At 72.0% G+C, this 23,641-nt stretch carries 25 protein-coding genes; 17 read left to right on the plus strand and 8 right to left on the minus strand.

Annotation, left to right across the window (positions count from 1 at the left end; translation table 11 throughout):
• The first annotated feature begins 1 nt into the window (after nucleotide 1).
• On the plus strand, nucleotides 2-769 hold the full coding sequence (fabI, locus tag ACIP64_RS12585; RefSeq protein WP_401584671.1) for an enoyl-ACP reductase FabI: 768 nt from the start codon (nucleotides 2-4) through the stop codon (nucleotides 767-769).
• A 171-nt stretch (nucleotides 770-940) separates the two neighbouring features.
• Nucleotides 941-1,273: a hypothetical protein gene (locus tag ACIP64_RS12590; RefSeq protein ID WP_401584674.1), complete on the plus strand. Its 333-nt coding sequence runs from the start codon at nucleotides 941-943 to the stop codon at nucleotides 1,271-1,273.
• On the opposite strand, the gene ACIP64_RS12595 is transcribed toward ACIP64_RS12590, so the two are convergent.
• A complete protein-coding gene (locus tag ACIP64_RS12595; RefSeq protein ID WP_401584677.1) occupies nucleotides 1,242-1,922 on the minus strand; it encodes a FadR/GntR family transcriptional regulator in 681 nt (226 codons plus the stop codon). The genes ACIP64_RS12590 and ACIP64_RS12595 overlap by 32 nt on opposite strands.
• A 43-nt stretch (nucleotides 1,923-1,965) precedes the next feature.
• Between ACIP64_RS12595 and ACIP64_RS12600 the strand changes: the two genes are divergently transcribed.
• The 4 genes from ACIP64_RS12600 (at nucleotide 1,966) to ACIP64_RS12615 (ending at nucleotide 4,481) form a co-directional block, all read left to right on the plus strand.
• On the plus strand, nucleotides 1,966-3,291 hold the full coding sequence (locus ACIP64_RS12600; protein WP_401584680.1) for a CynX/NimT family MFS transporter: 1,326 nt from the start codon (nucleotides 1,966-1,968) through the stop codon (nucleotides 3,289-3,291).
• A 63-nt stretch (nucleotides 3,292-3,354) separates the two neighbouring features.
• Nucleotides 3,355-3,477, plus strand: coding sequence for an SGM_5486 family transporter-associated protein (locus ACIP64_RS12605; protein ID WP_319661286.1), 123 nt, complete (start codon nucleotides 3,355-3,357; stop codon nucleotides 3,475-3,477).
• Nucleotides 3,478-3,646: 169 nt separating this feature from the next.
• On the plus strand, nucleotides 3,647-3,889 hold the full coding sequence (locus ACIP64_RS12610; protein WP_401584683.1) for a hypothetical protein: 243 nt from the start codon (nucleotides 3,647-3,649) through the stop codon (nucleotides 3,887-3,889).
• Nucleotides 3,890-3,959: 70 nt separating this feature from the next.
• Nucleotides 3,960-4,481, plus strand: coding sequence for a SixA phosphatase family protein (locus ACIP64_RS12615; RefSeq protein WP_401584686.1), 522 nt, complete (start codon nucleotides 3,960-3,962; stop codon nucleotides 4,479-4,481).
• Nucleotides 4,482-4,565: 84 nt separating this feature from the next.
• Here ACIP64_RS12615 and serB read toward each other — a convergent pair whose 3' ends face one another.
• The gene (serB, locus tag ACIP64_RS12620) at nucleotides 4,566-5,804 is read right to left on the minus strand and encodes a phosphoserine phosphatase SerB (RefSeq protein WP_401584689.1); all 1,239 of its coding nucleotides are present in this window, start codon (nucleotides 5,802-5,804) and stop codon (nucleotides 4,566-4,568) included.
• A gap of 70 nt (nucleotides 5,805-5,874) precedes the next feature.
• Complete coding sequence (locus ACIP64_RS12625; protein ID WP_401584692.1) at nucleotides 5,875-7,620, minus strand: streptophobe family protein; 1,746 nt, start codon at nucleotides 7,618-7,620, stop codon at nucleotides 5,875-5,877.
• A gap of 269 nt (nucleotides 7,621-7,889) precedes the next feature.
• Between ACIP64_RS12625 and ACIP64_RS12630 the strand changes: the two genes are divergently transcribed.
• Nucleotides 7,890-10,442, plus strand: coding sequence for an FHA domain-containing protein (locus tag ACIP64_RS12630; protein ID WP_401584695.1), 2,553 nt, complete (start codon nucleotides 7,890-7,892; stop codon nucleotides 10,440-10,442).
• A gap of 102 nt (nucleotides 10,443-10,544) precedes the next feature.
• Here ACIP64_RS12630 and ACIP64_RS12635 read toward each other — a convergent pair whose 3' ends face one another.
• Nucleotides 10,545-11,330 carry a transglycosylase SLT domain-containing protein gene (locus ACIP64_RS12635; RefSeq protein WP_401584698.1) on the minus strand — a complete coding sequence of 262 codons (786 nt, stop codon included), beginning with the start codon at nucleotides 11,328-11,330 and terminating at the stop codon, nucleotides 10,545-10,547.
• A 465-nt stretch (nucleotides 11,331-11,795) separates the two neighbouring features.
• On the opposite strand from ACIP64_RS12635, the gene ACIP64_RS12640 reads away from it, so the two are divergent.
• The 4 genes from ACIP64_RS12640 (at nucleotide 11,796) to ACIP64_RS12655 (ending at nucleotide 14,537) form a co-directional block, all read left to right on the plus strand.
• The gene (locus ACIP64_RS12640; RefSeq protein ID WP_401584701.1) at nucleotides 11,796-12,947 is read left to right on the plus strand and encodes a GAF domain-containing sensor histidine kinase; all 1,152 of its coding nucleotides are present in this window, start codon (nucleotides 11,796-11,798) and stop codon (nucleotides 12,945-12,947) included.
• A gap of 37 nt (nucleotides 12,948-12,984) precedes the next feature.
• Entirely contained in the window at nucleotides 12,985-13,638 is a 654-nt protein-coding gene (locus ACIP64_RS12645; RefSeq protein ID WP_401584773.1) for a response regulator, read from the plus strand.
• 175 nt (nucleotides 13,639-13,813) lie between these two features.
• Nucleotides 13,814-14,065: a chaplin gene (locus tag ACIP64_RS12650; RefSeq protein WP_401584704.1), complete on the plus strand. Its 252-nt coding sequence runs from the start codon at nucleotides 13,814-13,816 to the stop codon at nucleotides 14,063-14,065.
• Between the two features lie 232 nt (nucleotides 14,066-14,297).
• Complete coding sequence (locus ACIP64_RS12655; RefSeq protein WP_401584707.1) at nucleotides 14,298-14,537, plus strand: chaplin; 240 nt, start codon at nucleotides 14,298-14,300, stop codon at nucleotides 14,535-14,537.
• A gap of 69 nt (nucleotides 14,538-14,606) precedes the next feature.
• Here ACIP64_RS12655 and ACIP64_RS12660 read toward each other — a convergent pair whose 3' ends face one another.
• The gene (locus ACIP64_RS12660; RefSeq protein ID WP_401584710.1) at nucleotides 14,607-15,404 is read right to left on the minus strand and encodes a hypothetical protein; all 798 of its coding nucleotides are present in this window, start codon (nucleotides 15,402-15,404) and stop codon (nucleotides 14,607-14,609) included.
• 115 nt (nucleotides 15,405-15,519) lie between these two features.
• Here ACIP64_RS12660 and ACIP64_RS12665 point away from each other — a divergent pair, with 115 nt between their 5' ends.
• The 4 genes from ACIP64_RS12665 to ACIP64_RS12680 all read left to right on the plus strand — a co-directional run bounded on the left by ACIP64_RS12665 (nucleotide 15,520) and on the right by ACIP64_RS12680 (nucleotide 18,736).
• Nucleotides 15,520-16,311 (plus strand): ABC transporter ATP-binding protein, encoded by a 792-nt coding sequence (locus ACIP64_RS12665; RefSeq protein ID WP_360912426.1) that lies wholly within the window; start codon nucleotides 15,520-15,522, stop codon nucleotides 16,309-16,311.
• 76 nt (nucleotides 16,312-16,387) lie between these two features.
• Complete coding sequence (locus ACIP64_RS12670) at nucleotides 16,388-16,798, plus strand: NfeD family protein (protein ID WP_401584775.1); 411 nt, start codon at nucleotides 16,388-16,390, stop codon at nucleotides 16,796-16,798.
• Between the two features lie 128 nt (nucleotides 16,799-16,926).
• Complete coding sequence (locus ACIP64_RS12675; RefSeq protein WP_360912428.1) at nucleotides 16,927-17,871, plus strand: SPFH domain-containing protein; 945 nt, start codon at nucleotides 16,927-16,929, stop codon at nucleotides 17,869-17,871.
• Nucleotides 17,872-17,968: 97 nt separating this feature from the next.
• On the plus strand, nucleotides 17,969-18,736 hold the full coding sequence (locus tag ACIP64_RS12680) for a sulfite exporter TauE/SafE family protein (protein ID WP_401584713.1): 768 nt from the start codon (nucleotides 17,969-17,971) through the stop codon (nucleotides 18,734-18,736).
• 24 nt (nucleotides 18,737-18,760) lie between these two features.
• Here ACIP64_RS12680 and ACIP64_RS12685 read toward each other — a convergent pair whose 3' ends face one another.
• From ACIP64_RS12685 to ACIP64_RS12695, 3 genes are all read right to left on the minus strand, one after another.
• Nucleotides 18,761-19,264: an HNH endonuclease gene (locus tag ACIP64_RS12685; protein WP_360912432.1), complete on the minus strand. Its 504-nt coding sequence runs from the start codon at nucleotides 19,262-19,264 to the stop codon at nucleotides 18,761-18,763.
• Between the two features lie 385 nt (nucleotides 19,265-19,649).
• Nucleotides 19,650-20,186 (minus strand): YbhB/YbcL family Raf kinase inhibitor-like protein, encoded by a 537-nt coding sequence (locus tag ACIP64_RS12690; protein WP_401584716.1) that lies wholly within the window; start codon nucleotides 20,184-20,186, stop codon nucleotides 19,650-19,652.
• A 43-nt stretch (nucleotides 20,187-20,229) separates the two neighbouring features.
• Nucleotides 20,230-21,012, minus strand: coding sequence for a sporulation protein (locus ACIP64_RS12695; protein ID WP_401584719.1), 783 nt, complete (start codon nucleotides 21,010-21,012; stop codon nucleotides 20,230-20,232).
• A gap of 84 nt (nucleotides 21,013-21,096) precedes the next feature.
• On the opposite strand from ACIP64_RS12695, the gene ACIP64_RS12700 reads away from it, so the two are divergent.
• On the plus strand, nucleotides 21,097-21,774 hold the full coding sequence (locus tag ACIP64_RS12700; protein ID WP_360912438.1) for a DNA-3-methyladenine glycosylase: 678 nt from the start codon (nucleotides 21,097-21,099) through the stop codon (nucleotides 21,772-21,774).
• Nucleotides 21,775-21,838: 64 nt separating this feature from the next.
• Nucleotides 21,839-23,104 carry a tyrosine--tRNA ligase gene (gene tyrS, locus ACIP64_RS12705; RefSeq protein ID WP_401584722.1) on the plus strand — a complete coding sequence of 422 codons (1,266 nt, stop codon included), beginning with the start codon at nucleotides 21,839-21,841 and terminating at the stop codon, nucleotides 23,102-23,104.
• The last annotated feature ends 537 nt before the right edge of the window (nucleotides 23,105-23,641 follow it).

Consider the following 23,641-nt stretch of genomic DNA (forward strand, 5'->3'; position numbering starts at 1 on the left):
CATGAGCGGAATCCTCGCCGGCAAGCGCGTCCTCATCACGGGCGTGCTGATGGAGTCCTCCATCGCCTTCCACACCGCCCGGCTCGCCCAGGAGCAGGGTGCCGAGATCATCCTCACGGCGTTCCCGCGGCCCACGCTCACCGAGCGCATCGCCAAGAAGCTGCCCAGGCCCGTCAAGGTCATCGAGCTCGACGTCACCAACCAGGAGCACCTGGGGTCCCTGGCGGACGTGGTGCGCGAGGAGCTCGGCGGCCTGGACGGCGTGGTCCACTCCATCGGCTTCGCGCCGCAGGACGCGCTCGGCGGCAACTTCCTCAACACCCCGTTCGAGTCCGTCGCCACCGCCATGCACGTCTCCGCGTACTCGCTGAAGGCGCTCACCATGGCGTGCCTGCCGCTGATGCAGGAGGGCGGCTCGGTCGTCGGCCTCACCTTCGACGCGCAGTACGCCTGGCCGCAGTACGACTGGATGGGCCCGGCCAAGGCCGCGCTGGAGGCGACCTCGCGCTACATCGCGCGCGACCTCGGCAAGCAGAACATCCGCTGCAACCTGATCTCGGCGGGCCCCATCGGCTCCATGGCCGCGAAGTCCATCCCGGGCTTCGGCGAGCTTGCCGACGTCTGGAACCACCGTTCCCCCCTGGAGTGGGACGTGGCCGACCCGGAGCCGGCCGGCCGCGGTGTCGTGGCGCTGCTCAGCGACTGGTTCCCCAAGACCACGGGCGAGATCGTGCACGTCGACGGCGGCCTGCACGCGATCGGCGCCTGACGCCGCTCTCCCGTCGCCCGCGTTCTTCGTACGGCCCCGGTACCGCCTTCGGGCGGGCCGGGGCCGTACGCGCGTTCGGGACCGGTGTCCCCCGTCCGGCCCAGCCGGCCGGGTGCGGCCCGCTGCGCGCCGCCACCATGGGGTTCGGGGCGAGCGGAGGGAGGGCGGATCGTGCGTGTGCGCTTCTACGCGGTGGCGGCCGCGGCGGCGGCCTCGGTGGTCGCGGGCCCGGCGGCCGCGGCCAGGGCGGCTTCCCAGCCGCCCGCGGACACCGAGTGCCGCACCTCGGTGCAGGGCAGCGAGGGGGTGGCGGTCTGCTTCAACCCCGATCCCGACCTGGACCACGTGCAGCTGCACATCGAGTGCGTCCAGTGGTGGGACCCGGACGTGGACGGCCCCCAGGTCCCGATCGGCCCCGCGGAGACGGTGACGCTGAGCGACCGGTGCTGGGAGGAGATACGCAGCGTCTGGGTCACCCGTCTGCCGGACGGAAACGGCAGCTGAAGGCGTGGCCCGCGGCCTCCTCCGAGGCCGTCATCGCGTCGCCCTGCCGGATCGCCTCCACCAGGCGGGAGTGGTCCACGTACGTCTCGGCGCTCAGGTCCTCGCCGATGTCGGCGCGGAGGAACTCACGCAGCACCTCGCCCAGGTCGGCGTACAGCTCGGCGATGACCTCGTTGTGCGAGGCCGCCACGACCGACAGGTGCAGGGCCGCGTCGGCGTCCACGAACACGTCGGCGCGACCGGCGGACCAGGCGCGCTCGCGCCGTGCGAGGGCCGCGTCCAGCTGCCTGAGGTCGCGGTCGGTGCGCCGTGAGGCCGCCAGCGACGCGGCGGACGCCTCCAGGGCGCTGCGCAGCTCGGCGACATGCCGCGGGTCGGCGTCGGCGAAGCGGCGGTGCATGACGCCGGCCATCTCGCTCGTCGCCAGCACATAGGTGCCCGATCCCTGGCGGATGTCGAGCAGACCGTTGTGGGCCAGGGCCCGGACGGCCTCGCGGACCGTGTTTCGCGCCACACCGAGCTGCTCGACGAGCTGCGTCTCGGTGGGGATGCGCGAGCCCACCGGCCACTCGCCAGAGGTGATCTGGGCGCGCAGTTGCGTGATCACCTGGTCGGCGAGCACGGACCGCCGGGGCGAGGTCAAGGGCATGGACCCTCCTCAATATTCATCCCATCATTCTATGATGGCCCGCATGCGTGACGACGAAGCCACAACGATCGACCCTGCCACGGCAGGACCGACCCTGCCCGCACAGACGTCTGCCGCTCCGCAGAGCATGACGCACACGCGCGCCCGTACCCGCGTTTTCGTCGCCGTTGCGCTGGTCCTTGCCGCGCTCAACCTGCGGCCGGCCATCACGAGCCTCGGCGCGCTCCTGGAGGAGGTCCGCGACGGGCTCGGCATGAGCGGGACCGTCGCCGGACTGCTCACCTCCGTGCCCGCCCTGTGCTTCGCCCTCTTCGGCGTCGCGGCGCCGCGCCTGGCCCGCCGCCGCGGCCCCGGCGCCGTGGTCTGCGGGGGACTGGCCGCCATCGCCCTCGGGCTCGCCCTGCGCCCGTTCGCCGGAGGCACGGCCGTATTCCTCGCCACCAGCGCCCTGGCGCTGGCCGGCATAGCCGTCGGCAACGTCCTGATGCCCGTGGTCGTCAAGCGCTACTTCCCGGACCGCGTGGGCACCATGACCGGCCTGTACTCGATGGCGCTCTCCCTGGGCACCGCCCTGGCCGCCGCGGCCACCGTCCCGGTGACCCGCGCCCTGGGCGGCAGCTGGCGCGCCGGCCTCGGTGTCTGGGCGGTCGTCGCGGTCGTGGCCGTCGTGCCCTGGCTCGCCCTGGTGCGCGACCGCAGTGGCGCGGGCACCGGTGCCGCGCCCGTGCCGGTCGCCGAGGCGCCGGTCCCCGCAGGGCCGCTCCCCGAGGCGCCCGCCCCTGCCGCGGCCGGCCGCATCACCCGCAGCCGTACCGCCTGGGCACTGGCGGTGTACTTCGGGCTCCAGGCCACCGGCGCGTACATCACCATGGGCTGGCTGCCGCAGATCTTCCGCGACGCGGGGATCTCGGCGTCCACGGCCGGGGTGCTGCTCGCCGTCACCATGGTGATGGGTGTGCCGTTGTCCTTCGTGCTGCCCGCGGTCGCGGGGCGGATGCGGCACCAGGGCGGACTGGCCGTGGGCCTCGGCCTGTTCGGGTTCGCCGGGTACGGCGGACTGTGGCTCGCGCCCGCCGCCGCGCCCTGGGTGTGGGCGGTGCTGCTCGGGATCTCCAACTGCTCGTTCCCGCTCGCCCTCACCATGATCGGGATGCGTTCGCGCACCGGAGCTGGCGTGGTGCGGCTGTCGGCCTTCACACAGTGCACCGGTTACCTGATCTCCATCCCGGGCCCGATCCTGGTCGGCGTCCTCTACCAGCACAGCGGCGGCTGGGACCTGCCCGTGGCCTTCATGCTCGCCCTCCTGCTGCCGCAGATCGCCGCGGGCCTGATGGCCGGCCGCGACCGGTCCGTGGAGGACGAACTCTGACGGATCCGGCGTCCCGGGCGACCCGGATGCGGGCCCGCCGCGGGCCGGTGCGAGACTGGGCCCATGCCCGTGCTCGAGCCCAACCCCCCGCAGCCGCAGAAGAAGCTCCTGATCATCTTCGGCCTCATGCTCGCCGTCCCCGCCCTCGTCGCGGTGATCGCCACCATCGGCGCCAAGTTCGGCTGACCCCGGCTCCCGGCTTTCGGTTCGGTGCCGGGGGTAGGGACAACCCCACCTCCCCTAGGGGGCCAGGGTCAGGGTCAAGTGGGTGGGCCACCCGATGGGCCGGCGGTCCGCGGTTCCGTAGCGTCGTGGTGCAAGGTCAACCAGCACCCCGCACCTCGGAGGCGGTCCCGTGTCCACGCAGGCTGTTCCCTCGCGCACCCCGCGCCCCCGCACCGCTCGTGCCGCGGCGCCCGGCGCCGCGCAGACGCGCCTGCCCTGGTGGGCGGTCGCGCTGCCCGCCCTCGCCTTCGCCGCGCTGCTCGCCTTCGCCGCCGGTCCCGGTGCCGCGGACGCCTCGGCCGCGGAACCCGCAGCGCGCCTGTTCACCCGGCTCGCCGAGGTGCTCCCGGCATTGCTGCAACACCTGCTGTAACCTCCGCACGCCGTCCGGGATCCGGGCCGCTCCCGCGCCTGCCGGGCGGTTTTCTGGAAAGCTGAGGGTCATGAGCGCAGCTGCATCGCCCCGCCGGATCGTCCTGCTCCGGCACGCCAAGGCCGATTGGCCCGCCGTTCCCGATCACGAGCGGCCGCTGGCCGACCGTGGGCGCAAGGAGGCGCCGGTCGCCGGCCGCAGGCTCATGGAGCTGGACATCCCGTTCGACCTGACCCTCTGCTCCTCGGCCGTCCGCACCCGCGAGACGTGGAAGCTCGTCGCCCACGAACTTCCGCACCGCCCCCGGACCGTCTACGAGGAGCGGCTGTACGACGCCACCCTCGGAGACCTGCTCGCACTGCTCAACGAGACCCCCGAGGACGTCGACGACCTGCTGCTGGTGGGCCACAACCCGGGTGTCCACGCCCTCGCCGACGCCCTCGCCGGCACCTGCGAGGGGGACGCCCTCGCGCGGATCCACCGCACCGGCTTCCCCACCGCGGCGATCGCCGTGATCACCTTCACCGGTCCCTGGAAGACGGTGGAGCACGGCGTGGGGCGCCTGGCCGAGTTCTGGTCCCCGCACGACTGAGCGCTCTCCGCGGACACCGGCGACGGGCCCCGGGCGGTACGCACACCCGCCGGGCCCGCCGCGGCGGGCCCGCAGGGCAGGCGGCTAGGCGTCCACCGCGCCGTCGAGCGCGTCGGCCGCCTCGACCTCTTCGCGCGTGATGCCCAGCAGATAGAGCACGGTGTCCAGGAACGGCACATTGACCGCGGCGTCGGCCGCCTCCCGCACCACCGGCTTGGCGTTGAACGCCACACCGAGCCCCGCGGCGTTGAGCATGTCGAGGTCGTTCGCCCCGTCGCCGATCGCCACGGTCTGGTCCAGGGGCACCCCGGCCTCCGCCGCGAAGCGCCGCAGCAGCCGCGCCTTGCCCGCACGGTCCACGATCTCCCCGACCACGCGCCCGGTGAGCCGGCCGTCGACGATCTCCAAGGTGTTGGCGGCCGCGAAGTCCAGCCCCAGCCGCTCCTTGAGGTCGTCCGTCACCTGAGTGAAGCCGCCCGAGACGACGCCGACCTGGTAGCCCAGGCGCTTGAGCGTGCGGATCAGGGTGCGGGCGCCGGCCGTCAGCCGGACCTCCTGGCGCACCTTGTCCACCACGGACGCGTCCAGCCCCGCCAGCAGCGCCACCCGCGCGTGCAGTGACTGCTCGAAGTCCAGCTCGCCCCGCATCGCCCGTGCCGTCACCTCGGCGACCTCCTCCTCGCAGTCGGCGTGCGCCGCGAAGAGCTCGATCACCTCGTCCTGGATGACGGTGGAGTCCACGTCCATGACCACCAGCCGCCGGGCCCTGCGCTGCAGCCCCGACGACACCACCGCCACGTCCACGCCGCGCTGGTGCGCCTCCAGGGCGAGCACCGGGCGCAGCGCGTCCGTCGCGACCCCCGACACCGCGAACTCCACAGCCGTCACCGGGTACTTCGCGAGGCGGAAGATACGGTCGATGTTGCCGCCCACCGCGGTGATGCGGGTCGCTATGGCCGCCGTCGACTCCGCGGTGAGCGGGTGCCCGAGCACGGTCACATGGGAGCGGCCCTCGCCGCGCGGCCGGTTGTCGCCGATACCGGAGATGATCTCGGCCTGCAGCCGTACCGACTCGGCCCAGGAGTGCACCGTCGCCCGCAGCGCGCCCTCCACACCCGGCCCGGTGGGCGCGGTGACCAGCGCGCAGAGCACGATGCGGCCACGGGTGACGACCTGCTCGATGTCGACCACGTCCACCTGGAAGCCGGCCAGGGTCTCGAAGAGCCCGGCGGTGAGGCCCGGCCGGTCCTTGCCGAAGATCTTGACCAGGAGGGTCGGCACGTTGACGGCGGGGGTGGTGATCGCCTGCGATGCGTCGTTCATGGTGACACCACCGTATCGGGCTGCCGGACCCGCACGGAGACGCGTTCCGCCTGCCGGACAGTGCCCGTGGTCAGCGGCGCTGTCCCGGCGCGCCGGGCGGCGGCGGATTCTGCGGGGGAGGCCCCGGCGGCCGGCCCGGAGGCGGCCCGGGCGGCGGTGGCAGCGGCATCCCGGTGACCGTGCGCGCCGAGTGCGGGGCGTCGGAGGGAGGCGACTGCTTGTACGGGTTGGGCTCCTCCTCGTGCGGCTGGTAGCCGGGGCTGGGGAGGTAGGGGCCGGGCTCGTAGGCGATGCCCGGATAGGTGCGCCCGGAGTCCTGCGGGCCCATGGGCGCGGGGGCCGCCGGCTGCGCCGGCACCGGACGCGCTCCGGCGGGGCTGTGTTCCGTCGGACCTGTCGGACCTGTCGGACCTGTCGGACCCGTGGGCACGCAAGGCGACACCCTGCGCCCGGCTGTGCCCGTCGCCAGTGCCAGCAGCGCCCCCGTCCCACCTGCCGCGGCGCCCCAGGCCGCGCCAAGGAGCAGCGCGAGCGGCATGCTGCCGTGCAGGTCGATCCCGGCACCCACGGCGTCGAAGCCGAACACCGACAGTCCCGCGTCCACCGAGACGCCGGTGAGCAGCACCAGCAGCGGGAAGGCGAGCCCCGTGACCGCTCCGAGGCTCAGCGCGCACCGCCCCGCGTACCCCGCCCGCGACAGGCCCCGCAAGGGCGTGCGGGCCGCGGCCAGCGCCCCTGCCGCCAGCATCATCAGCGCGACGGCCACCGTCAGCAGCCAGACCCGGTGGTCGAGTTCGGCCAGGCGCCCCATGGTCACCGGTTCCTTGGCCCCGGCCGTCAGCAACCGGTCGAGGGGGTCGGGCAGCACCTTGGCGAGCTCCCCGGTGGCCGTGCCCTTCCAGGGGACGAACAACCCCAGGGGCACCGCCAGCCAGACCCCGTTGGGCGCGCCGAGGAGCGCCGCGCCGGCGATCCGCTTGGGGTCGTCCCCGGTGGCCGCCGCGTAGCCGGCCGCCGCGCACCCCGCGACCACGGCCAGCAGCAGCACCCAGCGCAGCGCCGAGGCCGCCGGGCGCACGACCGTGTGCACTGCCTCCAGGCCGGGCGGCAGCGGTGTGCGCCGCGAGGCGAGCAGCGACAGCAGCAGCACGGCCAGCACCCACAGCAGACCACCCAGCAGGGAGCGGCCGGTGTCCACGTGGAAGCTCACCGACGCCTTGGCGTCGATGAGGTCCTGCAGCCCGTCGCCCAGGCCGCCGCCGATGTCGCCGATCCCCGGCAGCTGGTCGATCAGCCCGCCGCCCCCGCCGGAGCCCTTGCCGGCGCCCAGTGCCGCCCCGTCGATGGCGATGGTGTCCTCGCCCGCCCAGCCCAGGACGCCGAGGAGCACCACGAACAGGACCGCCACCGTCCCGGCGCGCGCCAGGAGTTCGCCGGCCGGGACCGTGACGCCCGCCCCGCGCAGCGAGCGCAGGAAGACCCAGGCCAGGAGCAGCGCCCCGACCAGTCCCACCCCGAGCGGCATGATGTCGATCGCACCGGCCGCGCCCGCCCCGTCGAGCCCGAACACCGCGACGTCCCCGGACGGGCTCACCTTGCCGCCCACCGCCATGGCCACCACCGCGGCCGTCATCGGCCCGAGCGAGCCCGCGGTGTCCGCCCCGAGCAGATGGAGCCCGAGCGCCGCCACGCCCACCATCGCCAGGTACGCCCAGCTGACGGCCGCGATCGCGGACAGCAGGACGCTGCCCCAGGGGATCGGCCGCGGCGGCTGCCGGGGCGCGGCGGATGGTGGTGTGGAGGTGTACGTCGTCATGCCCGCCCCCGAGGTGTCGCGTCCGGACCGCCTGTGCTGCCTGCGATGCCCATGCCCCGGTCCGTCATGATCCGCACGGTTCCCGGGCGGTTACCACTCTCCGGTGGTGTTTCGGCGGCGTCAACGGATTCCCGGCAGCCCGTCCACATCGTTGCGGCAGGAGGGGATTCCCGCCGGGCGGTCGTGCCGGGAACAGTTCCTCCCGGTGCCCGCAATCCCTAGACTCCCCTCATGGGGGAAACCCGGGGGACGACTTTGTGGGGCTTGGGGTGCCTGAACTCGTACTGGAACTGAACGGTCGCACCTGGACGCTTGATCCGTCCCGGTCGTACAGCCTCGGCCGGGACCCGCAGTCGGACGTGGTCCTGGACGACGCCAGGGTCTCCTGGCGGCACGCCACGATCCGGCGCGGGGAGGGCGGTTGGGTCCTGGAGGACCTCGGCAGCACGAACGGCACCTATGTACAGGGCCAGCGTGTCCACGCCCACGAGGTCGCCGCCGGCGCCACCGTCAACCTCGGCAATGCCAACGACGGCCCGCAACTGCTCTTCAGCGGCGGTCGGTCCGCGGGCGGTGACATCTACAGCGCCGAGACCGCGCTCGCCCAGCCGCAGCAGGGCCGCCAGTCGGGCCCCGCCGTGCAGAAGGCGCCGGAACGGGGCGCGTCGGCACCGCAGAACGGCTGGAACGGCAACGGCTCGCAGCCGCACGTGCCGCAGCCCGCCCACGGCGGCCAGGCGCCGCGGCCGCGCATCCCGGCCCCCCAGGGGCCCTCCGGCGGGATCGGCTCGGCCCCGCCCGTCTACGGCGACCGCAGCCCGACCACCTTCCACCACCTGGTGCTCGGCCGCGTGATGAAGATCGGCCGCGCCCTGGAGAACGACCTCGTCGTCTCCGACCTCCAGGTCTCCCGGTTCCACGCGGAGTTCCGCGCCCACCCGGACGGCCGTTACGAGATCGTCGACCTCGGCAGCCACAACGGCACCTATGTCAACGGCCAGCCGATCCAGCGTCACCTGCTGGGCCCCAATGACATCGTGGGCGTCGGCCACTCCACCTTCCGGCTCGTCGGCGATCAGCTGGAGGAGTTCGTCGACACCGGCGAGATCTCCTTCTCCGCGCGCCGGCTCACGGTGACGGTTCCTCAGGGCAGCGGCACCAAGAAGATCCTCAACGACGTCTCCTTCGGCGTCCCCGAGAAGTCGCTCGTCGCCGTCATCGGCCCCTCAGGGTCCGGCAAGTCGACGCTGCTGCGCGCGCTGACCGGCTACCGGCCGGCCGACGAGGGGGAGGTGCTCTACGACAGCCGCAACCTGTACAAGCAGTTCGCCGAGCTGCGGCAGCGCATCGGGCTGGTCCCGCAGGACGACATCCTGCACAAGGAGCTGACGATCCGCAAAGCCCTGCGCTACGCGGCCAAGCTCCGCTTCCCCGGCGACACCAAGGCCGCCGAGCGCGAGGCCCGCATCGACGAGGTGCTGCGCGAGCTGAAGCTCGACGTGCACGCGGACAAGCGCGTCACCTCGCTCTCCGGCGGCCAGCGCAAGCGCGTCTCGGTCGCCCTGGAACTGCTCACCAAGCCCTCGCTGATCTTCCTGGACGAGCCCACCTCCGGCCTCGACCCGGGCATGGACCGCGACGTGATGAAGCTGCTGCGCGGCCTGGCCGACGACGGCCGCACCGTGCTCGTGGTCACCCACTCCGTGGCCGAACTCGCCCTGTGCGACAAGCTGCTGGTGATGGCGCCCGGCGGCGCCGTGGCGTACTTCGGGCCGCCCGAGGAGGCGCTGAACTTCTTCGGCTACGAGACCTGGGCCGATGTCTTCTCCGCCTTCGAGAGCTACCGCGACTACGACTGGTCCGGACGCTGGCACGGCTCGCAGCACTACCAGATCTACGCCGCGGACCTGGACGCGGTCGCCCCGCAGTCCGTCGGCGTCGCCCCGCAGCAGACCAAGCCGCCCAAGCCGCAGGGCTGGGTGCCGCAGTTCTTCACCCTCGTCCGCCGCTATCTGTCGGTGATCGCCTCCGACAGGGGCTACATGGGGCTGATGATCCTGCTGCCGGCCGTCCTCGGCCTGGTGAGCGCCGTCATCCCCGCGAAGTACGGCCTGACCCTCCCCGGCGAGCCGGGCAAGTTCAACACCGACGCGGGCACCGTCCTGCTGATCATCGCCGTGGGCGCCTGCTTCTCGGGAGCCGCCAACTCGGTCCGCGAACTGATCAAGGAGCGGGTGATCTACGAACGGGAACGCGCGACGGGCCTGTCCCGTTCGGCGTACCTGTTCTCCAAGGTCTTCGTCCTCGGTCTGGTCAGCGCCCTGCAGGGCGTCATCATCTGCGCCATCGGCCTGTCGGCGCGGAAGCTGCCCGACGAGGGCCTGGTCATCAAGGGCTTCCCCGCGGCCGAGGTCGCCTTGGCGGTCATCGCCCTGGGCTTCACCTCGATGATGTTCGGCCTGGTCATCTCCTCGCTGGTGAGGACCGCCGAGATGACCATGCCGCTGCTGGTGATGTTCTCGATCGTCCAGGTCGTCTTCACCGGCGTGCTCTTCCAGATCTTCGGCACCGTCGGCCTGGAGCAGTTCGCCTGGCTGATGCCCTCCCGCTGGGCCGTCGGCGCCATCGGCGCCACCCTCGACCTCGCTCACCTGATGCCGCCGTGGGACCCGGCCAAGCCCGACAACCTGGACCCGCTGTGGGAGCACTCGGCCGCACAATGGGGCACCGACATGGGCATCCTGCTCGGCATCGGCCTGGTGTGCGGCTTCCTCGTCCTGAGACTGCTGCGGCGCCACGAGCCCGAGGTCATGCGCAAGTAAGGCGCACAGGGTCTCGCGCACTTCGCTGCCGCGCACAAGGGCGGCGGATCCCCCGACCGGGAATCCGCCGCCCTTGTGCTGTCCGGTGCCTGTCCCGCGGGATCAGTACCAGTTGTGCGCCTGCCAGAACGACCACGCGCCGCACGGGCTGCCGTAGCGCTCGTTCATGTAGTTCAGGCCCCACCTGATCTGGGTGGCCGCATTGGTGCGCCAGTCGGCGCCCGCGGAGGCCATCTTCGAACCGGGCAGCGCCTGGACCAGGCCGTACGCGCCGGAGGAGGGGTTGACCGCCTGCGGGTTCCAGCCGCTCTCGCGGGTCACGATGCTGGAGAAGCACTGGAACTGCGCGTCGCCGACCATCTGCCGCGCCATCTCCTGCGGGCTGCCGCTCGGCACCGCCGCGGCGGTGGCCGTGCTCTCCTGCGCACGCGGGGCGGCCTGCTTCTGCTGCGGTACGAGCGCCCGGCGCTCGTGGCTGCGGTTGGCGGCCTGCTGCTCCTCGCGGCGCTGCTGGGCCTCGGCGGCGACGCGCTCGGCGTGCGCCTTGCGCGCGGCGACGACATGGGCGACGTGCCGGGCGTGCGCCTTGGTCCTGGCGGTGACCTGGGCGACGTGCTGGGCGTGCTTCTTGAGCACCACGGCCTGGTGGGCGACGTGGGCGGCGTGCTTCTCGGCCACCGCGTTCACATGGGCGGCGTGTGCGGCGTGCGCGGCCTTCGCAGCCTTGGCGGCCTTCACGGCGGCGGCCTGCTCGGCCTGGGCCGTACCGGCACTCCCGGTCACGCCGGTGATCGCCAGGACGCCCACACCGGCGGCGGCGATGCCCGCGGCGGAGTACTTGTGGGCCCTGGTCAGACGGTCGAAAGACGGGATCGTCGGGAGCTGCATGGGGGAGTTACCTCTTCCATTCGGCTGCGCTCCGCTCTGCACGGGGCAAAGAGAGGCGCCACGTGTCCAACGCGGCGCGGAGCGACCCGAGCATTCTTAGCCCGCGAGAAATTCCCGGGCAAAGCCCGGCATTACTACCCGAAGTCGTAGACGGCCGGCCGCCAGGAGGCGCCACACGCCCCTCTTACGGGCGGTCCGGCGGCCCCGCGATCTACTACCGTCCTTCGGACGTGACGCACGTCCTATGCGGTGCCTCACAGGCCCGTGGCGCCGTGTCACCGATCGGCCACCCTGCGTACCCCGTTCTCCGGCCGTTTCCCGGGCGTTCCGCCCTCCCCGTCCCGTTCGTGCGCCGGCGGCGGCCGCAGGGCGGCCGTACGGGCATTTCGGCCTAGGTCCGCGGGACCGGTCCCGCCGGTCCCGCGGCCGATCCCGGATCTCCCGCCCCGCCAGTACGGTGAAGCCATGCACAGCCGGTCATCCCGTCGCGGTGTCGAGGCGGTGAGCGCGGCCGTACTCGCCATGAGCAGGCACCTGGAGGTGCGCGAGGTCCTGCAGACCATCGTCGCCTCCGCCCGTGAACTGCTCGACGCCGAATACGCGGCGCTCGGCGTGCCCGACGACCACGGCGGCTTCGCGCAGTTCGTCGTCGACGGCGTCAGCGACGACCAGTGGCGGGCGATCGGCCCGCTGCCCCGCCAGCACGGCATCCTCGCCGCGATGCTCCACGAGGCCGACCCGCAGCGGCTCGCCGACGTCCGTACGGACCCGCGCTTCGGGGGCTGGCCCTCCGCCCACCCCGAGATGAGCGACTTCCTGGGCATGCCGGTGGTCGACGGCGACGAGATCCTCGGCGCCCTCTTCCTCGCCAACAAACGCGGCCCGCGGCCCGACGGGGGCGGGTGCGCCTTCACCGGCGAGGACGAGGAGCTGCTGCGCACCCTGGCCGCGCACGCCGCCATCGCCCTCACCAACGCCCGCCTGTACGAGCGCAGCCGCGAGCTGACCCTCGCCGGCGAACGCGCCCGCATCGCGCACGAGTTGCACGACGCGGTCTCGCAGAAGCTCTTCTCGCTGCGGCTCACCGCCCAGGCGGCCGCCGCACTGGTGGACCGCGACCCGGCGCGCGCCCGCGAGGAGTTGCGGCAGGTCGCCGCGCTCGCCGCCGAGGCCGCCGACGAACTGCGCGCGGTGGTGGTCGAGCTGCGCCCCGCCGCCCTGGACGAGGACGGGCTGCTGGCCACCCTGCGCACCCAGGCCCAGGTCCTCGGCCGCGCGCACACGGCGCACGTCTCCTTCAGCCACGGCAAGGTGCGGGCCCTGCCCGCCGCCCAGGAGGAGGCGGTGCTGCGCGTCGCCCAGGAGGCCATGCACAACGCGCTGCGCCATGCCGGGGCGAGCTCGGTGACCGTGCGTCTGGAGGCGCGCGGCAGGGGAGCGGTGCTCCGGATCACCGACGACGGCCGCGGATTCGACCCCTCGGCGGTCCGGCGTGCCGGGCGCCACCTCGGCCTGGTCTCGATGCGCGACCGGGCCGACGGGGTCGGCGGCGCCCTGACGGTGGAGTCGGCGCCCGGCAAGGGCACCGTGATCGAGATGGAGGTGCCCGGTGGGTGATCAGGGGAGCGACGGCCGGGAGGGCTTCGGGGAGGGCCTGGAGGCGGAGGAGGACCGGGCGATCCGCGTCCTGGTGGTCGACGACCACCAGGTCGTCAGGCGGGGCCTGCGGACCTTCCTCGAAGTACAGCCCGACATCGAGGTCGTCGGCGAGGCGGCGGACGGCGACGAGGGCGTGCGGCGCGCCGAGGAGCTCGCGCCCGACGTGATCCTGATGGACATCAGGATGCCCGGCACCGACGGCATCGAGGCACTGCGCCGCCTCCGCGAGTCCGGCAGCAGGGCACGGGTGCTGGTGGTCACCAGCTTCACCGAGCAGCGCACCGTCGTCCCCGCCCTGCGCGCCGGTGCCGCCGGCTACGTCTACAAGGACGTGGACCCCGACGCATTGGCGGGCGCCATCCGCTCCGTCCACGCCGGGCACGTGCTGCTGCAGCCGGAGGTCGCCGACGTACTGCTCTCCCAGGAGGAGCCGGCTTCGGGGCAGGGTCGCGGCGGCGCGCTCACCGAACGGGAGCGCGAGGTGCTGTCGCTGATCGCCGAGGGCCGCTCCAACCGGGAGATCGCCCGTGCCCTGGTGCTGTCGGAGAAGACGGTGAAGACCCATGTCTCGAACATCCTGATGAAGCTCGACCTGTCCGACCGGACGCAGGCGGCGCTGTGGGCCGTGCGGCACGGCATCGGGACCTGATCAGAAGGCCGGCGGCCGCCCCGGCGGTAGGACAAGCCGATCGTCACCGTCCGGACTGAGATTCATACCGTCGGGTGTATGTCGCCCGGATGGCGCAACCTGGACGCGCCTGCCCCGTTCTTCATGGCGTGCTGCGGCGAGTGCCGCGGCACCACATGCAAGGAGGGTCAAGAAAGTGAAGAACCTGCACAAGGTCGCCGCCGTCACCATGGTCGCCGGAAGCATCGCCCTGGTCGGTGCCGGTGCCGCCTCCGCCCACACCGGTGGTGGCGCGCACGCCAACGGCGTCGCCAAGGGTTCCCCCGGCGTGGTCTCGGGCAACACGATCCAGGTGCCGGTGCACATCCCGGTCAACGTCTGCGGCAACACCATCAGCGTGATCGGCGTGCTCAACCCGGCCATCGGGAACTTCTGCCTGAACAAGTGACCATGTGACCGCGGCCCCGCCGCGGTCCGGCAGTGACCGCCGGCCCTGGAGGACCACCTCCGGGGCCGGTCTCATTTTCCGCTCATTACTGCCCGTTGCTGACTGTTCCCGCCCACGAGTTCCGCCGTACGGAGGTTTCCGGCAGCGGGCCCGTGTCACCGCCCCGGTCGCCGCGTTCCCACAATGCGGCCCCGCGACCTGGGACCGCGGAATCACAGGAGGAACAGCTCTCATGAACAGCGCCAAGAAGGCCGCCCTCGTCATCGCCGCCGCCGGTACGGCCGCCGTCGGCACCGCCGGCACCGCGTTCGCCGGCTCCCACGCGGGCGGCGCGGCCGTCGGCTCGCCCGGCGTGCTGTCCGGCAACGTGATCCAGGTGCCGGTGAACATCCCGGTCAACGTCTGCGGCAACACCATCGACGTCATCGGGCTCCTGAACCCGGCCATCGGGAACGTCTGCTTCAACGACTGACGCCGCGAGGGGCCCCGTGGACGACACCGTCCACGGGGCCCTTTGCACGTTCCGGCGGGGCAGCGCGGCTCAGCCGCGCCGTCGCTCCGCCTCCTCCACGAACGCGTTGTAGGCCGCCACCTGCGCCCGCCGCGCGGTGCGTTCCACCGGCCGCAGCAGGTCCGCCCGCGCCGCGATCTCCGAGGCGCTCACCGCCCCGCCGTGCTCCGTGTGGGCACCCGTGGCGATGGCCACCAGCGCGCCGACCCGCTGCGCCAGCTCCAGCACGCGTACCGCCCGCGGCGGATAGCCCGGCGCCAGTACCTCGCGCCCGCGCTCGGCACGCGACCGGTAGGCCTCCAGCGCCGCCTGGGCCGCCGGACCGGCCCCGGCCACGTCCAGCCGGGCCAGCGCCGCCGTGGCGTCCCGCAGGGCCTCCGCGAGCTCCCTCTCGGCCTCCCCGAGGGAGGGCACGTCCGCCGGGGGAGCATCGCGCACCTCCAGGCACTGCCACTCCACCCCCACGTGCACGTCCCCGCGCGGGCCGACCTCCGTGACCTCCGGCACGAAGCCGATGGCGGGGCCGCCCACCGCGACGACGGCCTCCCCGGCCGCCATCGCGCGCGCGTTGAACTCGGGGGGCCCGCTCAGCCCCAGCGGGTGGCCCGGCACCGGCAGCGCGACCCGCAGCCCGGTCACCCCCAGGGCGCGCAGCCTGCCGAGAGCGAGAGTGAGCCCCACCGGGGCGGACTCCCCGGGCAGCCCCGACATACGGTGGGCCGAATCGCCCGCGATCACTTCCTGAGCGGCGTCGTCCGGTGCGGCAAGTCCGGCAATCAGGGCATTCCCCCAAGCCGCCAACCGTCCTGAGCGAGGTTCATCGAGCATCCCCCCAGCCTAAGGACTGGGGCAGGGCGGCCGTGGCGTAGATTTCCCTGGGGGCGGTGCCTACAGGCGCCCGCGACGGCAGACATGCGATCGGGAATTGGGAGACAACGCGCTCATGAGCGATGTTCTGGAGCTGGTGGACGTATCCGTGGTCCGAGACGGCCGGGCTCTGGTGGACCAGGTCTCCTGGTCGGTCGCCGAGGGCGAGCGCTGGGTGATCCTCGGCCCGAACGGCGCCGGCAAGACGACCATGCTGAACATCGCGTCCAGCTACCTCTTCCCGACCTCGGGCACCGTCCAGATCCTCGGCGAGAAGATGGGCAGCGTCGACGTCTTCGAACTGCGGCCCCGCATCGGCATCGCCGGCGTCGCCCTGGCCGAGAAGCTGCCCCGCAAGCAGACCGTCCTGGAGACCGTGCTCACCGCCGCCTACGGCATGACCGCCCACTGGCAGGAGAGCTACGAGCAGGTCGACGAGGACCGGGCCCGCGCCTTCCTGGACCGCCTCGGCATGAGCGACTACCTCGACCGCAGGTTCGGCACCCTTTCGGAGGGCGAGCGCAAGCGCACCCTGATCGCCCGCGCCATGATGACCGACCCCGAGCTGCTGCTCCTCGACGAGCCGGCCGCCGGCCTCGACCTGGGCGGCCGCGAGGACCTCGTGCGCCGGCTCGGCCGGCTCGCGCGCGACCCGATCGCGCCCTCCATGATCATGGTCACCCACCACGTCGAGGAGATCGCCCCGGGCTTCACCCACGTCCTGATGATCCGTCAGGGCAAGGTCGTGGCGGCCGGCCCCATGGAGACCGAGCTGAACTCCCGCAATCTGTCCCTCTGCTTCGGCCTGCCGCTCGTCGTCGAGCGCCGCGGCGACCGCTGGACCGCCAACGGCCTGCCCCTGAAGTAGGACCGGTCCGGGGGAGAGCCGTCGCACCCTGTCACAGATCCACTCCGGCCCCTACCATGGACGCGTGGACGACTGGTTGTGGTGGCTCATCGCTGCCGTGGGGCTGGGTATTCCGCTCGTGGTGACCGCGATGCCCGAATTCGGGATGTTCGCGGTCGGTGCCGTGGCCGCCGCCGTCGCGGCGGGGCTCGGCCTGGGCATCACACCGCAGGTGCTGATCTTCGTGATCGTCTCGGTCGCGGGCATCGCCGTGGTGCGTCCCCTGGCCAACCGCAACCGCGCGCAGCGGCCCGAGCTGCGCAGCGGCATCGACGCGCTCAAGGGCCGCCAGGCCGTCGTCCTGGAAAGGGTCGACGGGCAGGGCGGCCGCATCAAGCTCAACGGCGAAGTCTGGTCCGCCCGGGCCCTCGACGCCGGCCGCCACTTCGACCCGGGCGAGAGTGTGGACGTCGTCGAGATCGAGGGCGCGACGGCCGTCGTGATCTGATCCGGCCCGATCCCCGCACCGGATCCGGAACGGGAATTCGCCGAACCCGGCCCGCCTCCCGCGGGGGTCTGCCAGACTTGATCATGTCTTCGTACTGACAGTCAGCAGCAAACGGCGTGGGAGTGGACGTGCAGCCGATCATCATCGTCCTGATCATCCTGGTGGTGCTCGTCTTCATCGCGCTCATCAAGACGGTCCAGGTCATCCCGCAGGCCAGCGCCGCCATCGTGGAGCGCTTCGGGCGCTACACCCGGACGCTGAGCGCCGGCCTCAACATCGTGGTGCCGTTCATCGACACCATCCGCAACCGCATCGACCTCCGCGAGCAGGTCGTGCCCTTCCCGCCGCAGCCGGTGATCACCCAGGACAACCTGGTCGTCAACATCGACACGGTCATCTACTACCAGGTGACCGACGCGCGGGCCGCCACCTACGAGGTCGCCAGCTACATCCAGGCCATCGAGCAGCTCACCGTCACCACGCTGCGGAACATCATCGGCGGCATGGACCTGGAACGGACCCTCACCTCGCGCGAGGAGATCAACGCGGCCCTGCGCGGCGTCCTGGACGAGGCCACCGGCAAGTGGGGCATCCGCGTCAACCGCGTCGAGCTGAAGGCGATCGAGCCGCCCACCTCCATCCAGGACTCGATGGAGAAGCAGATGCGCGCCGACCGCGACAAGCGCGCCGCCATCCTCACTGCCGAGGGCATCCGGCAGTCCCAGATCCTGACCGCCGAGGGCGAGAAGCAGTCCGCGATCCTGCGCGCGGAGGGCGAGTCCAAGGCCGCGGCCCTGCGGGCCGAGGGCGAGGCCCAGGCCATCCGCACGGTCTTCGAGTCCATCCACGAGGGCGACCCCGACCAGAAGCTGCTCGCCTACCAGTACCTGCAGATGCTCCCCAAGATCGCCGAGGGCGAGTCCAACAAGCTCTGGATCATCCCCAGCGAGCTCAATGACGCGCTCAAGGGCCTCGGCGGCATCGTCAACCTGCCCGGCGCCCCCGGCGCCGGCGGCGGTCCGGGCGGCGAGGGCGGCCCCCGCCGCGAGACCCCCCGGCTCGACAAGGACTGAAGCGCCGTCCGGCACGCCGGCCCGCCTGTGACATGATCCGTGCGCTCCTCCCGGCCTCGACGGCGGGGAGCAGCCGCACCGATCACGGAGGCCGCACATGTCGCTCTGGGAAGCCCTGGCCGTCCTCGCGGCAGGCGTCGCCGCCGGCACGATCAACACCGTCGTGGGATCGGGAACGCTGATCACCTTCCCGGTCCTGCTCGCCGTGGGCCTGCCGCCCGTCACCGCCAACGTGTCCAACACCCTGGGCCTGGTGCCCGGCTCGCTCAGCGGCGCCATCGGCTACCGGCGCGAGCTGCGCGGCCAGCGGACCCGCCTGCTGCGCTTCGCCGCCGCCGCCCTGTGCGGCGGACTCGGCGGAGCCGCACTGCTGCTGGCCCTGCCCTCGACGGCCTTCGACACCATCGTCCCGATCCTCATCGGCGTGGCCCTGGTGCTCGTCGTCGTCCAGCCCCGGCTCTCCCGCGCCCTCCAGGCCCGCCGGGCCGGCAACGGCACCCAGGCGCCCGAGCACGGCGGTGCGCTGCTGCCGCTCGGACTGCTCCTCGCCAGCGTCTACGGGGGCTACTTCGGCGCCGCCCAGGGCGTCATCTACCTGTCCCTGATGGGCGTCCTGCTCGACGAGAGCTGGCAGCGAGTCAACGCGGCCAAGAACGTCCTCGCGCTGATAGTGAACAGCGTCGCCGCCGTCTTCTTCCTCTTCGTCGCCGACTTCGACTGGGCCGCGGTCGGCCTCATCGCCGCCGGCGCCGCCCTCGGCGGCGTCATCGGCGCCCGCATCGGCCGCCGGCTGCCGCCCACCGCGCTGCGCGGCGTCATCGTCGTCGTCGGCATCGCGGCGATCGTCCAGCTGCTCGTCAGGTAGCCGGACGACCGCCCCGCACGCCGGTCACGCCGGGAGCGCGAGCCACTCCGGCACGTTTTCACGGTCCTTCAGGCCCAGCGCCAGCAGCAGCGCGTCCGCCGGCGTCGGCTCGAACGGCTGCGTCAGCAGCCGCATCCCCGCCTGCTCCGGAGTCCGGTCCGCCTTGCGGTGGTTGTCCTCGGCGCAGGACGCCACCGTGTTCAGCCATGTGTCCCCGCCCCCGCGCGAACGCGGCAGGACGTGGTCAACCGTCGTCGCCCGCCGGCCGCAGTAGGCGCACCGGTGACGGTCCCGCACCAGCACCCCCCGCCGCGACCAGGCGGCCCGTTGTCGGAAGGGCACCCTCACGTACCGGCAGAGCCGGATCACCTGCGGCACCGGCACCTCCACGGCCGCCGCACGGATGCGCAGACCGGGGTGGGCCTGCTCGACCACGGCCTTGTCCTGCATCACGAGCACGACCGCCCGCCGCAGCGACACCGTCGACAGCGGCTCGAAGGTCGCGTTCAGTACCAGCGTCTCCCGCATTTCGCCCACCCCTCTGGTCCGTCCTCGCCGTGTGGCGAAGTGGCTCCACTGTGACCGGGCCATACCCGTGCGGACAACGCAATTTCCGCACGTCAAAGCGAACAGGAGGAAACGGGAAAGGGAACGGCCATCGCCCGCCACCCCGTGGCGCCCGCCCCCCGTGGGGAACGCGGGCGCCCGGGGCGCGGCAGTCGGCGCGGACGCCCGGGCGCATGACCGGACTCCGGCGAACAGCTGGCATGTCGCGCGGCGAGAACCGCACAGCGCAACGCCCCGCCGCCCCCGCCACTGCGGTGCCGACCCCCGGTGACGGTTGGGTCACCAGGCAGACACCACTGTGCGTGCGGGAGCGCCGGGGCGCAACGGAATTACCGGCCGCGGGGGACTACGCCCCCGGGTTCTCGTACTCGCCGATCACATGGGCGCGGGCCAGCGCGCGGAAGCGCAGGTTGAAGCCGACGACCGCGGGCGACACATCGGCGTCCGGGCCCAGCTTCTCCTGGTCCACCGCGTACACCGTGAACACATAGCGGTGGGACCCGTCCCCGGGCGGCGGGGCGGCACCGCCGAAGTCCCGGGTGCCGTAGTCGTTGCGGACGTGCACCGCGCCCTCGGGCAGCCCCTTGAAGCCGTCGCTGCCGGCGCCGGCCGGCAGCTCCGTGACGGACGCCGGGATGTCGAAGAGCACCCAGTGCCAAAAGCCGCTGCCCGTGGGCGCGTCCGGGTCGTAGCAGGTCACCGCGAAGCTGCGGGTCTCCTCGGGGAAGCCCTCCCACCGCAGGTGCGGCGAGAGGTTCCCCTCGGCGTGGACCTGGTCGTCCTTCAGCGTGCCACCGGGCTCGATGTCGTCGCTCACGACCGTGAACGACGGCACCGGCGGGTGGAAGTCATGGGGGAGCGGTCGCCGATTCTGCTCGGTCACCTCGGGTACCTCCTGATCGCGAAAGCGCTGTCCCCGGTCGATCCTAGAACCAGTTGCGCTTCCCACCGACCTCGGCCAGCCACTGGTTGAGGTACGAGGCCCAGTCGGTGGCCTGGAAGTTGTTGAGGTCCATGGTGAACGAGCGGTAGGCGTCGCTGCCCTCGCTGAACAGGCCCGGCTTCTTGTCCATCTCCAGGACGACGTCCATCTCGTGGCCGTCGGCGATGAAGCTCAGCTCCACCTGGCTCATGCCGCGGTACTGCTGCGGCGCGAAGAACTCGATCTCCTGGTAGAAGGGCAGCCGCTGCCGGGTGCCGCGGATGTGGCCCCGCTCCAGGTCCGCGTTCTTGAAGGAGAAGCCCAGCCGGCCGAACGCGTCGAGCAGCGCCTGCTGCGCGGGCACCGGGTGCACGTTGATGGGGTCCAGGTCACCGGAGTCCACGGCGCGGGCGATCGCGAGCTCCGTCGTCACGCCGACGTTCATCCCCGTCAGGTGACGGCCGAGGAAGGTCGTGATGGGGGTCTCCCACGGGATGTCCAGCCCGAACGGCACCACGTGCACCGCACCCGGCTGCACCTCGAAGGCGCCGCCCAGCTGCTGCCGGTGGAACTCGATGTCCTGCTTGTACTCGGTGTCCTGCCCCTCGACCTCGACCCGGGCCTGCAGGCCCACCGACAGCCCTTCGATGCGCTGCGGGACCGAGCCGCCCTGGATGCGCACCTCGCCCTGGACCACACCGCCCGGCACCACATTCGGCTCGCTCAGCACGGTCTCGACCGACGCGCCCCCGGCACCCAAGCTCGCAAGCAGCTTCTTGAAGCCCACGATGTCCCTCTCCCTTTACTGGCGGTTGCCTCGGTCCTTACGAACGCGGCCCCACCCCGAACGGTTCCATTACTCTCGTACCGCATGATCGCGGCTCCCGAAAGCATCCCCCTGCACCGGTCCTTCTTCGACCGCCCGGTGCTGGAGGTCGCCCCCGACCTCCTGGGGCGCATCCTGGTACGCACGACGGACGACGGTCCCATCGCGCTCCGCCTCACCGAGGTCGAGGCCTACGCCGGCCCCGCCGACCCCGGCTCCCACGCCTACCGGGGGCGCACCGACCGCAACGCCGTGATGTTCGGACCGCCCGGTCACGCGTACGTCTACTTCACCTACGGTATGTGGCACTGCTTGAACATCGTCTGCGGCCCCGGCGGCAACCCCAGCGGAATCCTGCTGCGCGGCGGCGAGATCCTCGAGGGAGCCGAACTCGCCCGCACCCGCCGGGTCAGCTCCCGGCGCCCCCACGACCTCGCCCAAGGGCCCGCCCGCCTGGCCACCGCCCTGGACGTCGACCGCACCCTCAACGGCGCCGACGTCTGCCCGGACGACCCCGGGGCCTCCCCCTTCCGCGTCCTGGCCGGCACCCCCGCCGACCGCGCGTCCGTGCTCAGCGGCCCGCGCACCGGCGTCGGAGGAGAAGGAGCGGCCCACCCCTGGCGCTTCTACATCGACGGGGACCCCACCGTCAGTCCCTACCGCGCCCACACACCGCGCCGCCGCGCACAGGGAGGCGCAAAAGGAGTCGAGCGGAACGCGTAGTCTCGGTAAGACTCCGTACGCAACGGGTACGAGGCACCGACCGACTCTAGGAGACACGAGAACCGTGACGGACATCGTCGACGAGCTGCGGTGGCGAGGGCTGATCGCCGTTTCCACCGACGAGGACGCACTGCGCAAGGCGTTCGCGGACGGCCCGGTCACGGTCTATTGCGGCTTCGACCCGACGGCGCCCAGTCTCCATCTCGGCAACCTGGTGCAGATCCTCACCATCCGGCGGCTCCAGCTCGCCGGCAACCGGCCGCTCGCCCTCGTCGGCGGTGCGACCGGACTCATCGGTGACCCCAAGCCCACCGCCGAGCGGACGCTGAACGACGCGGACGTCGTCGCCGGATGGGTCGAGCGGATCCGCGCGCAGATCGAGCCCTTCCTCTCCTTCGAGGGCCCGAACGCCGCCGTGATGGTGAACAACCTCGACTGGACCGCGGGCCTGTCCGCCATCGAGTTCCTGCGGGACGTGGGCAAGTACTTCCGGGTCAACAAGATGATCGCCAAGGAGGCGGTCGCCCGCCGGCTCAACTCCGAGGCCGGCATCAGCTACACGGAGTTCAGCTACCAGATCCTGCAGGGCATGGACTTCCTGGAGCTCCACCGCCGGTACGGCTGCACCCTGCAGACCGGTGGCAGCGACCAGTGGGGCAACCTCACCGCCGGCATCGATCTCATCGGCCGCGTCGAGGGCGCCTCTGTGCACGCTCTCGCCACACCGCTGATCACCAAGGCCGACGGCACCAAGTTCGGCAAGACGGAGTCGGGCACGGTCTGGCTCGACCCCGACATGACGACGCCGTACGCCTTCTACCAGTTCTGGCTCAACGCGGACGACCGCGACGTGTCCAAGTTCCTGCGCATCTTCAGCTTCCGGTCGCAGGACGAGATCGAGGAGCTGGAGCGGCAGACCGAGGAGCGCCCGCAGGCCCGCGCGGCCCAGCGCGCCCTGGCCGAGGAACTCACCACCCTGGTCCACGGCGCCGATCAGTGCGCCGCGGTCATCGCCGCCTCCAAGGCTCTTTTCGGCCAGGGCGAACTCGGTGAGCTCGACGAGCGCACACTCGCCGCGGCTCTCGGCGAACTGCCCCACGCCAAGGTGTCCGAGCTGGCCCCGGTCGCCGACCTCTTCGCCGAGGTCGAGCTCGTCGCCAGCAAGTCCGCAGCTCGCCGCACCATCCGGGAGGGCGGCGCCTACGTGAACAACGCCAAGGTGACCGACGAGGACGCGGCTCCGGGGGCGGACGATCTGCTGCACGGACGCTGGCTCGTCCTGCGGCGCGGCAAGAAGAGCCTCGCGGCGGTCGAGGTGGTCGCCGGCTGACGTTGTCGGCGTCGGCTGATTTTCGACGTTTGAGCGGCGGCGGAGCTTGACTCTGTCGCCGCTCCTGCGTAACGTAGCCCAAGCCGCTTGAGACGGTGCGTCCGGTTCGTCCGGATCCTCCGATCGGCGGCCATCCACTACGTCGACACTCTTCCGAAGATTCGGATGCATTTTCGTGCGCCCGAATCGAGGAATCGGCTGAATTCGCAAAGCGCGAAGGAATCCGCTAACGTAGTGAATGCGCCGGGGCGGAAACGCGAAGGCGAAACCCCCTCCAGAGGGTGGCAGAGAAGGAAATCGGATCTGCTAAGCTGGAGACAACGAAGGGAAAGCCCGGAGGGGCCGGTGAAACGGTCTCGAAGGAAGCTTCCGTTCCTTGAGAACTCAACAGCGTGCCAAAAGTCAACGCCAGATATGTTGATACCCCGTCTCCGGGCCGAATGGTCTGGGGCGAGGTTCCTTTGAAGAAAAACACAGCGAGGACGCTGGGCACGTCGGGATTATTCCTCCCGATGGTGCCGCTCTCGTGAAGACATT

Origin of the sequence: Streptomyces sp. NPDC088733, assembly GCF_044751185.1 — a bacterium.
Lineage (GTDB): Bacteria > Actinomycetota > Actinomycetes > Streptomycetales > Streptomycetaceae > Actinacidiphila.

Coding starts and splice junctions, on each gene's coding strand:
- fabI (WP_401584671.1), top strand. CDS start 2: ATGAGCGGAATCCTCGCCGGCAAGCGCGTCCTCATCACGGGCGTGCTG.
- ACIP64_RS12595 (WP_401584677.1), bottom strand. CDS start 1,922: ATGCCCTTGACCTCGCCCCGGCGGTCCGTGCTCGCCGACCAGGTGATC.
- ACIP64_RS12600 (WP_401584680.1), top strand. CDS start 1,966: ATGCGTGACGACGAAGCCACAACGATCGACCCTGCCACGGCAGGACCG.
- ACIP64_RS12605 (WP_319661286.1), top strand. CDS start 3,355: ATGCCCGTGCTCGAGCCCAACCCCCCGCAGCCGCAGAAGAAGCTCCTG.
- ACIP64_RS12615 (WP_401584686.1), top strand. CDS start 3,960: ATGAGCGCAGCTGCATCGCCCCGCCGGATCGTCCTGCTCCGGCACGCC.
- serB (WP_401584689.1), bottom strand. CDS start 5,804: ATGAACGACGCATCGCAGGCGATCACCACCCCCGCCGTCAACGTGCCG.
- ACIP64_RS12625 (WP_401584692.1), bottom strand. CDS start 7,620: ATGACGACGTACACCTCCACACCACCATCCGCCGCGCCCCGGCAGCCG.
- ACIP64_RS12635 (WP_401584698.1), bottom strand. CDS start 11,330: ATGCAGCTCCCGACGATCCCGTCTTTCGACCGTCTGACCAGGGCCCAC.
- ACIP64_RS12640 (WP_401584701.1), top strand. CDS start 11,796: ATGCACAGCCGGTCATCCCGTCGCGGTGTCGAGGCGGTGAGCGCGGCC.
- ACIP64_RS12655 (WP_401584707.1), top strand. CDS start 14,298: ATGAACAGCGCCAAGAAGGCCGCCCTCGTCATCGCCGCCGCCGGTACG.
- ACIP64_RS12660 (WP_401584710.1), bottom strand. CDS start 15,404: ATGCTCGATGAACCTCGCTCAGGACGGTTGGCGGCTTGGGGGAATGCC.
- ACIP64_RS12665 (WP_360912426.1), top strand. CDS start 15,520: ATGAGCGATGTTCTGGAGCTGGTGGACGTATCCGTGGTCCGAGACGGC.
- ACIP64_RS12680 (WP_401584713.1), top strand. CDS start 17,969: ATGTCGCTCTGGGAAGCCCTGGCCGTCCTCGCGGCAGGCGTCGCCGCC.
- ACIP64_RS12685 (WP_360912432.1), bottom strand. CDS start 19,264: ATGCGGGAGACGCTGGTACTGAACGCGACCTTCGAGCCGCTGTCGACG.
- ACIP64_RS12700 (WP_360912438.1), top strand. CDS start 21,097: ATGATCGCGGCTCCCGAAAGCATCCCCCTGCACCGGTCCTTCTTCGAC.